This window comes from Faecalibacter sp., assembly GCF_057177045.1.
This window is the reverse complement of record NZ_CM169987.1, coordinates 936,227-949,707: the sequence shown is the minus strand read 5'-3', so window position 1 is coordinate 949,707 and position 13,481 is coordinate 936,227. Positions and strand designations below refer to the sequence as shown.

The following is a 13,481-nucleotide window of genomic DNA, read 5'->3' as shown; positions in this document are numbered from 1 at the left end:
GCAAAAATAAGATTATCGATTTAAATCACTTCTTTTAGATGCGAGATTATTTGTTGAGCATGTACCCTCGAGTTTTCTATAAACCAAATATTGGTTTGCAATCCCCCACAGACAACTCCAGCAAGGTATAACCCTTCCACATTTGTTTCTAATGTTTCTTCGTTATAGGTAGGGGTAAGATAATGATCGTCTTGTAATGTAATTCCCGCAGATGTTAAAAATTGAAAGTTAGGTTCATATCCGGTCATGGCCAATACAGAATCCGCTTGAATTGATTGTGGTATCGAATTGCTGGTAAATTTAACATGTGTAGGAGTAAAAGCTTCAATTTCAGTATTAAAGTAAGCTTTAATACTTCCTTCTGCTATTCGATTTTCAATATCTGGTCGTACCCAATATTTTAACTTCGAGGTAAATTCACTCCCTCGAATCAACATTGTGACATTTGCCCCTTTACGGTAACATTCTAGGGCAGCATCCACCGCTGAATTATTAGCACCTATAACCACAACTTCTTGTAGGATATAGGGATGGGCTTCTTTAAAATAATGATGCACGTGCGGTAAATCTTCGCCCGGTACGTTTAATCGATGGGGGACATCATAAAAACCAGTGGCGATAATCACTTTTTTGGATTCGTAACGTGCTTTAGATGTAACAAATTCAAATCGTTCAGTTTTTTGTAGAGATACTACTTCTTCGTGCAAATGAATGTTCAAATCAAAAAAGCGCGTAACATTTCTGTAATATTCTAATGCTTCTTGGCGCCCAGGTTTTGGAGCGATGCAATTGAATGGAATTTCACCAATTTCTAATCGTTCTGCTGTAGAGAAAAAGGTCATGTACAACGGATAATGATACAAGCTATTGGTTAATGTCCCTTTCTCTAATATCAAATAACTTAAATTATTTTTTTTCGCTTCTATGGCACAGGCCAAACCAATGGGACCTCCACCAACGATTATTACATCATAAATCATAATCAAAGGTACAATTATTGAATGGGCTATGGAAGTCCTTGAAACGTGAATTTATGTTAAAATAGTTTGACAATTTTGTTAAACGAATATGTATTAATACTTTTGTTTAACATTTTTGTCAAAACAAGGATTGGATATGATAGAAAAGAAAGATCAAACCGAATATATTATCAAAGAAACAGCTAAACGTTTATTTTTTAAAGAAGGTAAATTTAATGCGACAACGCAAGAAATAGCGGATGCTGCAGGGGTAAATCGAACATTGATTAATTATTATTTCAGATCACGAAATAATTTATTCAAAACAGTATTTGATGAAGCTAAAAAAATGGAAGTGAGTAAGATTGATTCCATCATGTTATCCAATTTGGATTTCAAACAAAAAATCTCACATTTTATTGATACCAGTTTAGAAATGAATCATGAGTATCCGTATTTGGAAACCTATATTGTTTCTCAAATTAATCAAGGATTAACCTATAAAAGAGAAAATGTAAAAGAACAATCAGAGGAATTTTTTAAAAATGTTAAAAAAGCCATGGAAGAGGGGATTATCGAACCGATGGAACCCATTCAGTTTTTATTGAACATGGTGTCTTTGATTAATTTTCCATTGGCGATGCGTCCGTTGTTACAAGAGAATTTACAAATTACGGATGAGGTATATCAACAACTTTTAAAAGATCGTAAAGAAATTGTTTTAAAAACTTTATTTAAAAACTAATTGAACAACAGTATATGAAAATGACCAATAGTTCCAAAAGGTTACGTTGGATAGGCCTTACCGTCCTTTTAGCTTTTTTTCAGACCGTTTCGGCTCAACAAACGCTAACGTTAAAACAAGCAATTGATTTTGCATTGCAAAACAAAGCGGAAGCACAAAAGGCAAAATTAGAAGTGCAAAGAGGAGATTTAAAAATTAAGGAAGCTCGTGCAGGAGCATTGCCTCAAATATCAGCTTCTGGTGCATTGCAATATAATGCTATCATACAAGAAACAGCCTTACAAATGAATGATCAACTGATGGTTATTAAAATGGGACAACCATGGAATACCAACGCCGCGGTATCCGTTTACCAAAATATCTTTGATCAAAGGGTTTTTACAGGTTTAAAAGCAGCAAAATCAACCCGAGAATTTTATCAAATCAATGCTCAATTAACCGATGAACAAGTCATCGAACGTGTAGCTACAGCTTATTATCAAGTGTTTGTAACGGAACAAAAATTAAAAAACGTAGATGCTTCGTATGAAAATACAACGAAAGTGAGAAACGTGATCAAAAGTTTATTTGATAATGGATTGGCTAAAGAAATTGATTTAGATCGTACCAATGTTGGATTAGTAAACATTCAATCAAATCGTCAACAAATTCTTAATGCTGTACAATTGCAGGAAAATGCCTTGAAGTTTTACATGGGAATGCCGATTGATACTGAAATTGAATTGGTTGAAGATGAAGTGAAAATCAATGAATACTTATTAGAAGAAAAATTTGATTATACCAAACGTACAGAAGTTGCTGCTGTGTTAAAACAGAAAGAATTGTTGGGATATAATTTAGAAGCTACTAAAGCAGCTTTATATCCTACAGTTGGTTTAGCAGCAAATTATGGGGTAAATGGTTTTGGTTCTAATTTTCCATTGCATAATTCAACGTATTGGTCAAATGTTGCCAATTTCGCCTTACAAGTAAAAATTCCAATTTTTACAGGGGGAGCAACCAAATCTAAAATTGCTCAAGCTCAATTGGATATTGATGCTTTAGATATCGATATCAAAGACATGTTATTGGGCCTTGATTTGGAATATAATAATGCCAAAACTCAGATTGAAAATTTAATTGTTAATCTTAAAAATCAAGAAGAGAATGTCACATTGGCCGAAAAAGTATTTAATAATACACAAGCCAATTATCAGCATGGTTTAGCCACTTTAACCGAAGTGATTGATGCTGAACAAGCATTTACGGAGGCGAAAAACAATTATTCAAATGTCTTATTAGAATACAAAGTTGCTGAAGTCGCTTTATTAAAAGCAAGAGGAGAATTAAACACAATTATACAATAATCGACGTAAAATACATAGAATGAAATTAGGTAAAACTTTACTTTGGGTCGTAGCTGCTGTTCTTATATTAGGAGGTGGATATTATATTATCGAAAAAAATAAAGAGAAACAAGAAAACGAAGTAGCTATTGTGGCTTCTAAAATTGAAGAAATTGCTGTGAATACAGCGAAATTACAATACAAAGACTTATCAACGGACTATGTCGTGAATGGGAATTTTGAACCCATTCAAGAAATGACGTTCCCTTCTGAAATGTCAGGTCGTATTGTGAAAGTGTTAGTAAATGAAGGCGATTATGTGCGTGTGGGGCAAACTTTAGCAACCATCAAAAAGGATGCAATTGAAGTAGATTTAACGCAAGCGCAAAATAATTTACAAAATGCTATTATTGATAATCAACGTTATGAAAACGCTTACAAAACAGGAGGTGTAACAAAACAACAAGTGGATCATTCGCGCTTACAATTAAAAAATGCACGTGCAGCAGTAGAAGCTCAAGGATTACGTGTACGTGATACCAACGTGAAGGCAACGATTGCAGGTGTCGTAAACAAACGTTACATCGAGCCAGGATCTGTTGTAGCACCTGGTGCTCAAATGTTTGATATTGTAAATGTTTCTCGTTTAAAATTAAAAGTTTCGGTCAACGAAAGCGAAATTGTCAACTTAAAACTAGGACAAAATGTAAAAGTTTTGGCTTCTGTTTTACCTGATGACGAATTTGTAGGGAAAATCACCTTCATCGCTCCTAAAGCAGATGCATCACTTAATTTCCCTGTCGAAGTGGAAGTTTCTAACAACAATAAGTTAAAAGCCGGAATGTATGGTACAGCCGTTTTCTCTCAAGCTAATGATGACGCAGCAACAAAAGCTTTAGCAGTAATTCCTTCTTCTGCTTTTGTCAATGGTGTATCTTCTAACACCGTTTTCGTAGTAGAAAATGGAATCGCTAAATTAACGAAAGTGGTTTCGGGTCGAGTGATTGGCGATGAAGTCGAAATTTTATCAGGGTTAAAACAAGGGGCTGAAGTGGTCACTTCTGGTCAAATTAATTTAACGGATGGAGCAAAAGTGAGAGTAGTAAAATAATCGCGTGTAATGAAATTAGCTGAAATATCAATCAAACGACCTACGCTGATTATCGTATTGTTTACGATTCTGACATTAGGTGGTTTATTAAGTTACTCGAGTTTGGGGTATGAATTAATCCCAAAATTTGAGGTGAATGTGGTGACTGTATCGACCATCTATCCAGGAGCGTCTCCAGGGGAGGTAGAAAATTCGGTAACCAAGAAAATTGAGGATGCCGTATCCTCATTAGAAAATGTAAAAAAGGTCGAATCTAAATCTTACGAGAGTTTATCCATCGTAATGATTACCCTAAATGCTGATGCCGATGCCGACTTTGCATTGAATGATGCTCAGCGTAAAATCAATCAAATCGTATCAGATTTACCAGATGACGTGGAAGAACCTTCATTAAGTAAATTCTCCATGTCAGATTTACCCATCATTACAGCAGGGGTTTCTTCAGATAAATTAAATGATAAAGAATTATACGACCTTTTAGATAAAAAAGTAGAACCCATTTTAGCACGTGTGAAAGGGGTGGCTCAAGTGAATTTAATTGGGGGACAAGAACGTGAAATTCAAGTACGTTTAGATGCTAAAAAACTTGAAGGGTATGGTTTATCAGTACCACAAGTTCAACAAGCCATCTTAACTTCCAACTTAGATTTCCCAACTGGGAACATTAAAACAAGAGAAAATTCTACCATTATTCGTTTATCCGGAAAATACAAATCGGTAGAAGAATTAAATAACTTGGTCATTACATCCAATAACGGTATCCAAGTGCGTTTATCGCAAGTAGCCTTTGTGTATGATGCTCAAAAAGAAGTGGATAAGGTTGCACGTTTAAATCAAGAGCCGTCGATCATCTTCCAAGTGGTAAAACAATCGGATGCCAATGCGGTAGAAGTTTCTGCTTTAATTAAACAAGCAACAGAAGAAATTCAAACTCAATTCGAAAAAGAAGGGTTAAAGATTCGTATCATGAATGATACTTCAGTCTTTACCTTAAACGCAGCCAATTCCGTAGTTTTCGACTTAGTGCTAGCCATTGTGTTAGTAGCAGTGGTAATGTTACTGTTCTTACACAGTATTCGAAATGCCTTTATCGTAATGGTCGCAATTCCAGCTTCTTTAATAGCAACTTTTATTGGAATGGAATTATTAGGATATACCCTAAACTTAATGACTTTATTAGGACTATCCTTGGTGGTAGGGATTCTGGTGGATGATGCCATTGTTGTTTTGGAAAACATCTACCGTCATATGGAAATGGGAAAATCACGAATCCGTGCATCTTATGATGGGGCAGCTGAAATTGGATTTACCGTAACGGCGATTACATTAGTTATTGTAGTGGTTTTCTTACCTATTGCTTTATCGACAGGTTTAGTTGCGGGGATTATTGGACAATTCTGTGTTACAGTAGTTATTGCGACGATGCTCTCATTATTGTCTTCGTTTACAATTGTTCCTTGGCTATCGTCTCGTTTCGGTAAATTAGAACATTTAACAGGTAAAAATTTATTTGAGAAATTCATTTTAGGTTTCGAAAAAATCTTAAACAATTTTACCCATTGGATTGCTGATTTATTGAAATGGTGTTTAAAAAATACATTTACAAAAATAGCGTCAATTGTTGGGGCAATTTTATTATTAGTGGCTTCTGTGATGTTAGTGCCGCTAGGGTATATTGGAACAGGTTTCTTCCCAAAAATTGATAAAGGTGAATTTTTAGTCCAAATTGAATTACCTAAAGATGCGTCAATTGAACAAACCAATCAAAAAACCATTGAAATAGAACGTTTCTTACGTGATAAATCTGAGATTGTTGATATGATTACAACGGTTGGACAACAATCAGGTGGTTTTGGTGGATCTCAAGCTACGGCATATCAGTCTGAAATTGACGTGATCTTAGTAGATAAATCTAAACGTGAAGATAATTCATCGATTTATGCCGCTAAAATTAAGCGTGAATTACAAGATAAATTTGTTGGTGTAAAAATTAAAACCGTTCCTGTGGGATTAATTGGAGCTGAAAATGCACCATTAAAGTTAACGGTAACAGGGACAGATTATGAATCGGCAGCAAAATTTGCACAACAAACATTGGATATTTTAAAGGAAATTCCAGGCTCTTCTGAACCAGAATTAACCTCAGAAGATGGGAATCCAGAAATTACCGTTTCTGTTGATCGTGATAAAATGGCTGCATTAGGGTTAAACTTACAAACGGTAGGGGTAACCATGCAAACTGCTTTTTCTGGAAATACGGATGGTAAATTCCGCGCCGGTGAATACGAATACGATATCAATATTCAGTTTGATGATTTCAACCGTCGTTCAATTGATGATGTGCGTAACATTATTTTTGTGAACAATGCAGGTCAACAAATTAAATTAAGTCAATTTGCACAAGTGGTGCAAGGTTCTGGTCCTTCGTTATTAGAACGTCGGGACAAAACTGCTGCAGTATCGATCGAATCACAAGTGGTTGGTCGTGCAGTAGGTACTGTTGCCAATGAATGGATGGCTGAAATTGAAAAATTGGATAAGCCAGCAGGAGTTGATTATACATGGGGTGGTGATATGGAAAACCAAACGGAAGGATTCGGAACATTAGGAATCGCTTTAATAGCAGCCATCATTTTAGTGTACTTAGTGATGGTAGCACTTTACGATTCGTTTGTTTATCCTTTTGTGGTATTATTCTCAATTCCATTATCTTTAATCGGGGTTTTTGTAATATTAGCCTTAACCAATAATTCCTTAAATGTATTTACCATTCTAGGGATGATTATGTTGATTGGTTTAGTATGTAAAAATGCCATCTTATTAGTCGATTTTACCAATCAACGTAAGGATGCTGGAGAAACTACTTATAATGCTTTATTACAAGCCAACCATGCACGTCTACGTCCAATCTTAATGACGACGATTGCAATGGTTTTCGGGATGATTCCAATTGCAATGGCTAAAGGTGCCGGTGCTGAAATGAACAATGGTTTAGCATGGGTAATTATTGGAGGATTAATTTCATCATTATTCTTAACATTAATTATCGTGCCTGTTGTATACTCTATTTTCGATAGCTTAATTCGTAAATTTACATCAGGTGATCCTATAGATTATGAGGCAGAAATGAAAGCCGATTATGAAGAAGTTCAAATCAAAGAAGAATGGGAGTAATTCCAATCGTTAAAATACAAATTAGCCGTTCATTACTGAACGGCTTTTTTTATTTTTACCGAAATCAATTGTATGAAAAACTTACTACTATTAATTTCTTTATTGGCATCTATTGGAATAGATGCACAAACATTATCCAACAATCTTAAAGGGAGCTATACTTCGAATAACAAAACAACCATGTTTAATTCCTTTCATTTTGATGGGAAGGGTAAAGTTAAAGTCAATGAGAATGAAGATGAATATATCTTTTACGAAAAGAATGATTCAATTTATATTATCGTTGATAAAACGTCTTTCACTTTTGCAAAAAAATCGAAAGGTGAGTTATTAGGAACATCCGATTGGGTAAAAGACGTGAAGTATAAATCCAAATCAAAGAGTTTTGATGATGAACCTATAAATCCAAATCAAGAGAAATATTTAAAACTTTTAGATCAATATTATGAATTGAATTTTAAAGAAACGTTTAATTTAATTTTTAGTAGTCAACCAGATGATCGTTTGCAATTGATAGAAAATATTCAAAAGAAGAACCAAGCAATTTGTGCAAAAGATTTTGATTTAGCTTGTGTGCAAGAATTTGCTTATCGATTAACCAATATGGTAGGAGGGTTAGATCGTATTTTAAATGAATCTTCTGCAGAAGTAAAAGACGATCCAGGTTTATTGGATTTAGGAAAAAAAATTATTCGTCTTGGTAATCCGAATGGATATGGATTAATTGCCAGCTATTATCTTGTATTAGGAAATGAAGAGGAATCGGATAAATACTTGAATCAAGGGTTGGAAATGGGGTGCAAAATGTGCTTAGAAATAGAAATGAACAAACTTCTTAAAGGATTAGAGGAAGAAATTGAAAATTAAACCTTTAAAAGAGAATCAATTCGATTCTCTTTTTTTATATTTAAAAGAATTAACACACACTATGAGGCATTTGAATTTTTGTTTTTTACTCTTATTCGTTGGGGGAGCTAGTACTGGATGGGCTCAACCCAAAAATGATTTGGTTGGAATCTACGAAGGAGGAAAAAAAAATACCTATTCTTCGTTTGAATTTAGAGGTAATGGATACGTTCGGATCAATGAATCGTTAAATGGGGAATATTTTCATGAAAATGATTCGCTGTATATATTCACAGGGATCGATGTGGCAATCTATGAAATTTCAAAAGCCAAATTAAAAGGATTATCTCAATGGGTGAAAAATGAATCCTTAAAATTAACACGTGATGGAGAAGGGGTACATTTCCCGAATCCTCAACGCGCCAATTGGCTTAAAAGTTATTACCTTAACAATTACTTTATTCCTACTGTAGATCAACAATCGGAAGAACAAATTTCGGACATATTAAATCGCATGAATGAGATCAATCATCACTTGTGTATGGAAGGGTTAGACTTAGGATGTCTCCAAAATTTTTCGTATTTATTGATGCAATATGATGAAAATCTTCAAAGCCCTTCCAACGGTTATTGGACAAATCTATTTCAATTAGCTCAACGCGTAATACAATTGGGGAATTCGGATGGCTACGGGTTAATGTATTCGTATCATTTGTTGAGGGATGAAACCGAACTTGCTGAAAAAGTTTTAAATCAAGGAGTCGATTTAGGAAGTCAATTATGTCTAAAATTATTATTAGATCATGAACAATAAAAAAGGGAAACCATTTTGTTTCCCTAATTCAAGTATTAAGCTTGTTTCTTTACATATTTTGTTAAAATGACAATGGACTGCCCTTCTACTTTTCCTTCTATTTGCTCATGATTATCATGCACTAATCGGATATTACGAACCGCTGTTCCTATTTTAGCATTAAGAGAAGATCCTTTGACATCCAAATCTTTTGTCAACGTAACTGTATCCCCATTGGCTAAAATATTTCCATTGCAATCTTTATGCAATTGAACGCTTCCATCATTGATATGATCTCCTGAAGCTTTGGCCCATTCTAAAGTGTCATCATCGAAATACATCATATCTAGGGCATCGGCTGCCCAGCTCTCATGACGAAAACGGTTTAACATTCGCCAAGATAAAACTTGTACACCTGGCACTTCACTCCACATTGAACTTAATAAAATAGGCTCCCAAAATGCTGCATCCAACTCTTCTCGTTTTTCGACTTGTGCTAAACATTTATCACTGATTAAAATAATGCGATCGGGATTGCTTGTGGCATCAGGATTAACTTCATAAATGTTTAATTTTCCTGTCGCTCCACTCAATTCACATTGGTTACCGCTACGTTCTTGTAAAAGTGTTTCTAATTTCATGATTGATTATATAAGTGCTGCAAAGATAAACTTTATTTTATTTTTTACGCTTTCACGATAGAATACTATAAATTAGAGTTTTAAAATTACCACAATGAAAGTAACCAAATATAACGGCGAATTAGTTGATTATAATCCAAAAGCATTAAAAATATCATTAACCAAATCAGGTGCTTCCAAAGAAGAAGTCGAAGAGGTTTTTGAATTATTGTCTAAAGATATTTACGATGGTATAGGTACCCAAGACCTGTATAATCTTGCTTTTGAAAGTTTAAAACGATATCGAAATTCGTATGCAGCACGTTATAGCCTTAAAAAAGCTTTACGAGATCTCGGTCCAGAAGGGTATTATTTTGAGAAATACATCAAAAGATTGATGGAAAGTGTAGGTTTTCAAGCAGTGAATGGACAAACCGTTCAAGGGGATGCTGTAACGCACGAAATTGATGTCATTGCTCAAAAAGATGAAGTATTGTATTTCTGCGAATGTAAATTTCGAAATGATATTGATGCAAAAATCAGTGTGACAACTCCCATGTATTTTATGTCACGTATGATTGATGTTAAAAATAGAACGTTCACCTATTTTGGGAAAACACTTCATCCAACCAAAGGTTTTTTAGTAACGAATGCCTACTTTACATCAGATTCAGTAGATTGGGCAAAACATTATAACATTGGAATGATTTCATGGAATTATCCAGATCAAATGAGTTTAAAATATCTTATCGATAATTTAGCCATCTATCCAGTAACTTGCCTAACTTCTCTGACCAAAGAGCAGCATAAAGTATTGATGGATGCTGGATGTTTATTGGTGAAAGATATTTTAAATCAAGAAGATTATCTTAAATCACTTAAATTACCCAACCATCTAATTGATCAATTGGTAGAAGAAGCCAATGAATTAATTGCCATCGACACCATCGAATGTGTGATTCAATAATAAAAAAAGCTCATCTTAGATGAGCTTTTATCGTTTATTTAAATATTTCAAAACTTTCTTTATGATCCACCCAAAATTCATCCAAATTCATCATGCGTTCTTTTAGAAAAGAAATGATAGTTGGCCAATCCGAATCCCTAAAAATGCTCACATTTTCTAAACGAATTTTAATGGTAGAGATAGCCTTACCATCTTCATCATAATCATCTTTTGTCCATACCCATTCATCCCCAACATAACTTTTAAGAACAATTTCATATTCTTCAAATTGTTCCCATATCAAATGATTAAAATCGGGATCGGGATGATCAATCTGTACGTATACTTCGGCAAATTTACGATCGACATTCGAACGAAAATAAATTCCTTTTACACCAGTCTTATAATTGATCCAATTAATGCTTTCTCCTTCCGCATTCTTTTGCAATTTCATATAACTTCCGTACGAAATCCAAAAATCTTTTTTCTTTTGGTATGCTTCTTCCTTTGAGTACAAATCAATTCTTTTTCGCAAAATTCGAAATTTTAAATTGATTTACAAAAAAAGCGTTAAAATCAACCGGTTTATTTTATCTGTTGATGAAAATCGACTAATTTTAATCGAAATTTAAAGAAATAATGAAATTACTTTCAACCCTAGCTTTTGTAGGAATTATGACCTTGGGGCAGCTAACATTACAAGCACAAAATGTCGAAGTGATTAAATACGAACAATTGTTCGAAAAAACGCAACAAGATAACGATCAATTGATAGTGGTCAATTTTTGGGCAACGTGGTGTGGACCTTGTGTTGAAGAAATGCCTCATTTTGTAGAATTAAATGAGAAATACAAAGACCAACAAAATTTTAAATTGTTATTTGTTTCATTGGATCGTTCGAAACAAGTGGATAAAGTAAAGCAATTCATCAACGATTATAAAATTAATGCGGAAGTGGTACTATTAGATGATAATAAACGTATGAACGAATGGATTCCAAAAGTAGATGCGACATGGAATGGTAATATTCCTGTAACTGTATTATATAAAAATAAGGAAAAACTACATTTTGTAGGTGCTGCTATGGAAAAGGATGAATTAGAGCAATTGATAAAAATGTATATGAACCAATAAAACCACAAACAGGATGAAAAATGCTAGAAAACTTTTACTAACACTAACTTTACTATTGATCAGCTTCATGGGGTATGCCCAATACAAGATAGGGGATAATGCCATGGATTTTCAATTGAAGAATATTGATGGAAGAGAGGTTTCATTAAGTCAATTTCAGCAGGCCAAAGGATTCATAGTGATTTTTACATGTAATCATTGCCCATATGCCAAAGCCTATGAAGATCGCATCATTGCCCTTGATCAAAAATATAAACCGCTAGGATATCCTGTCATTGCAATCAACCCAAACGATCCTGAAGTGCAACCTCAAGATAGCTTTAAAGAAATGCAAATTCGTGCCAAAGAAAAAGGATTTACTTTTCCATACCTATTGGATGAAGGTCAAAAAATTTATCCCGTATATGGTGCGACTAAAACCCCACATGTCTTTATTTTAAATAAAGAAAAGGATAAAAATGTGGTTAGATACATCGGCGCAATCGATAATAATTATGAAGATGAGAATGATGTGAGCGAATTTTATGTTCAAGATGCGCTCAATTCTTTATTAAATGGACAAAAAATTGCCGTTCCTACGACAGTAGCAATTGGATGTACCATTAAGGTTAAAAAATAAGAAGTTTATAATAGACAAGCGAAATAGGTTATTGATTTTCAATAGCCTATTTTTTTTCAATTAAAAAATTCACACAAGATTGGATATTATTTTAAAAATGTATTAATCATTTAACAGTTATTGTTAAAAATAATGAAAAAAAATCGTATAAAAATTAAGTATATTCTATTTGTTATTTGATTTTTCTTTATTAATTTTAAGTAATTAACACTAATAAATGATTGATATGAAGAAAATTGTAATGTTACTGTCTGCAGTAATGATGTTCACAGCTTGTTCGGAAGATGATAAAGCAGAACAACTCCAAATGGAAGATCCAACCACTGAAGTTGCCAACAAAAGAGGTTGTGCAACGGATGAGGTTTTTCAAGCGCAATTAGCTGCTGATCCTGCTTTGGCCGCTCGAATGGAAATGATTGAAGAACAAGCACAAGAGTTTGATCTTTCTGAAGCCCGTTTAGTGAATGGTGAAATTGTGATTCCAGTGGTAGTTAATGTTTTATATAAAACGAATGCAGAAAATATTTCGGTGGCTCAAATTCAATCCCAAATCGATGTATTAAACAAAGATTTTAATGCAGCAAATTCAGATTTTGCCAATGTGCCATCAGTGTTTGCTGGAGTAAAAGCCAATGTTGGAATTCGATTTGAATTGGATCAAGTGCGTCGCAAATACGTGAATAAAACGTCTTGGGGTACGGCAGATCAAATGAAAAAATCGGCAGGTTTAACGCCTTTAGAACCGACAAAAAAATTAAACCTTTGGGTATGTACAATCGGAGGTGGAATTCTAGGTTATGCCCAATTTCCAGGAGGATCTTCTGCAACGGATGGAGTAGTTATTGATTCAAAATATTTAGGAACAACAGGTACAGCAACTTATCCATTTAACTTAGGGCGTACAGCCACGCATGAAGTTGGACATTGGATGAATTTAAGACACATTTGGGGAGATACCAATTGTGGGACTGATTATGTAGCGGATACGCCAACTCATAATACGGCGAATTATGGAGTACCGACTTTCCCTCATTACAGTACGTGTTCAGGTACACCTATCGAAATGACCATGAATTACATGGATTATAGTGATGATAGAGGTTTGTACATGTTTACCAATGGTCAAAAAGCAAGAATGTTATCTTTATTCAGCCCAGGAGGGGCGAGATATTCATTTGCACAATAATCCGTGCAATACCTTTAACTTAC

At 34.2% G+C, this 13,481-nt stretch carries 13 protein-coding genes; 10 read left to right on the top strand and 3 right to left on the bottom strand.

Going from position 1 to position 13,481, the window contains the following annotated elements; genetic code table 11:
- Positions 1–20: 20 nt before the first annotated feature.
- On the bottom strand, positions 21–980 hold the full coding sequence (locus AC1QSP_RS04375; protein WP_484080385.1) for a YpdA family putative bacillithiol disulfide reductase: 960 nt from the start codon (positions 978–980) through the stop codon (positions 21–23).
- A gap of 136 nt (positions 981–1,116) precedes the next feature.
- Here AC1QSP_RS04375 and AC1QSP_RS04370 point away from each other — a divergent pair, with 136 nt between their 5' ends.
- From AC1QSP_RS04370 to AC1QSP_RS04345, 6 genes are all read left to right on the top strand, one after another.
- Entirely contained in the window at positions 1,117–1,704 is a 588-nt protein-coding gene (locus AC1QSP_RS04370) for a TetR/AcrR family transcriptional regulator (RefSeq protein WP_484079946.1), read from the top strand.
- A gap of 14 nt (positions 1,705–1,718) precedes the next feature.
- Complete coding sequence (locus tag AC1QSP_RS04365) at positions 1,719–3,050, top strand: TolC family protein (protein WP_484079945.1); 1,332 nt, start codon at positions 1,719–1,721, stop codon at positions 3,048–3,050.
- Between the two features lie 19 nt (positions 3,051–3,069).
- Positions 3,070–4,140: an efflux RND transporter periplasmic adaptor subunit gene (locus AC1QSP_RS04360; RefSeq protein WP_484079944.1), complete on the top strand. Its 1,071-nt coding sequence runs from the start codon at positions 3,070–3,072 to the stop codon at positions 4,138–4,140.
- 9 nt (positions 4,141–4,149) lie between these two features.
- Positions 4,150–7,314, top strand: coding sequence for an efflux RND transporter permease subunit (locus AC1QSP_RS04355; protein ID WP_484079943.1), 3,165 nt, complete (start codon positions 4,150–4,152; stop codon positions 7,312–7,314).
- 72 nt (positions 7,315–7,386) lie between these two features.
- Positions 7,387–8,181, top strand: a complete 795-nt coding sequence (locus AC1QSP_RS04350; protein WP_484079942.1) for a hypothetical protein — start codon at positions 7,387–7,389, stop codon at positions 8,179–8,181.
- A 61-nt stretch (positions 8,182–8,242) separates the two neighbouring features.
- The gene (locus tag AC1QSP_RS04345) at positions 8,243–8,974 is read left to right on the top strand and encodes a hypothetical protein (protein ID WP_484079941.1); all 732 of its coding nucleotides are present in this window, start codon (positions 8,243–8,245) and stop codon (positions 8,972–8,974) included.
- 35 nt (positions 8,975–9,009) lie between these two features.
- Here the strand turns inward: AC1QSP_RS04345 and AC1QSP_RS04340 are convergent, their stop codons facing one another.
- Positions 9,010–9,594 (bottom strand): PhnA domain-containing protein, encoded by a 585-nt coding sequence (locus AC1QSP_RS04340; protein WP_322969552.1) that lies wholly within the window; start codon positions 9,592–9,594, stop codon positions 9,010–9,012.
- Between the two features lie 94 nt (positions 9,595–9,688).
- Here AC1QSP_RS04340 and AC1QSP_RS04335 point away from each other — a divergent pair, with 94 nt between their 5' ends.
- The gene (locus AC1QSP_RS04335; protein WP_484079940.1) at positions 9,689–10,540 is read left to right on the top strand and encodes a restriction endonuclease; all 852 of its coding nucleotides are present in this window, start codon (positions 9,689–9,691) and stop codon (positions 10,538–10,540) included.
- Between the two features lie 34 nt (positions 10,541–10,574).
- On the opposite strand, the gene AC1QSP_RS04330 is transcribed toward AC1QSP_RS04335, so the two are convergent.
- Complete coding sequence (locus tag AC1QSP_RS04330) at positions 10,575–11,054, bottom strand: DUF4268 domain-containing protein (RefSeq protein ID WP_322969554.1); 480 nt, start codon at positions 11,052–11,054, stop codon at positions 10,575–10,577.
- Between the two features lie 104 nt (positions 11,055–11,158).
- Here AC1QSP_RS04330 and AC1QSP_RS04325 point away from each other — a divergent pair, with 104 nt between their 5' ends.
- From AC1QSP_RS04325 to AC1QSP_RS04315, 3 genes are all read left to right on the top strand, one after another.
- Entirely contained in the window at positions 11,159–11,653 is a 495-nt protein-coding gene (locus tag AC1QSP_RS04325) for a TlpA family protein disulfide reductase (RefSeq protein WP_322969555.1), read from the top strand.
- Between the two features lie 13 nt (positions 11,654–11,666).
- Positions 11,667–12,272 (top strand): thioredoxin family protein, encoded by a 606-nt coding sequence (locus AC1QSP_RS04320; protein WP_484079939.1) that lies wholly within the window; start codon positions 11,667–11,669, stop codon positions 12,270–12,272.
- 226 nt (positions 12,273–12,498) lie between these two features.
- On the top strand, positions 12,499–13,458 hold the full coding sequence (locus AC1QSP_RS04315; RefSeq protein ID WP_484079938.1) for a zinc metalloprotease: 960 nt from the start codon (positions 12,499–12,501) through the stop codon (positions 13,456–13,458).
- Positions 13,459–13,481: the final 23 nt, after the last annotated feature.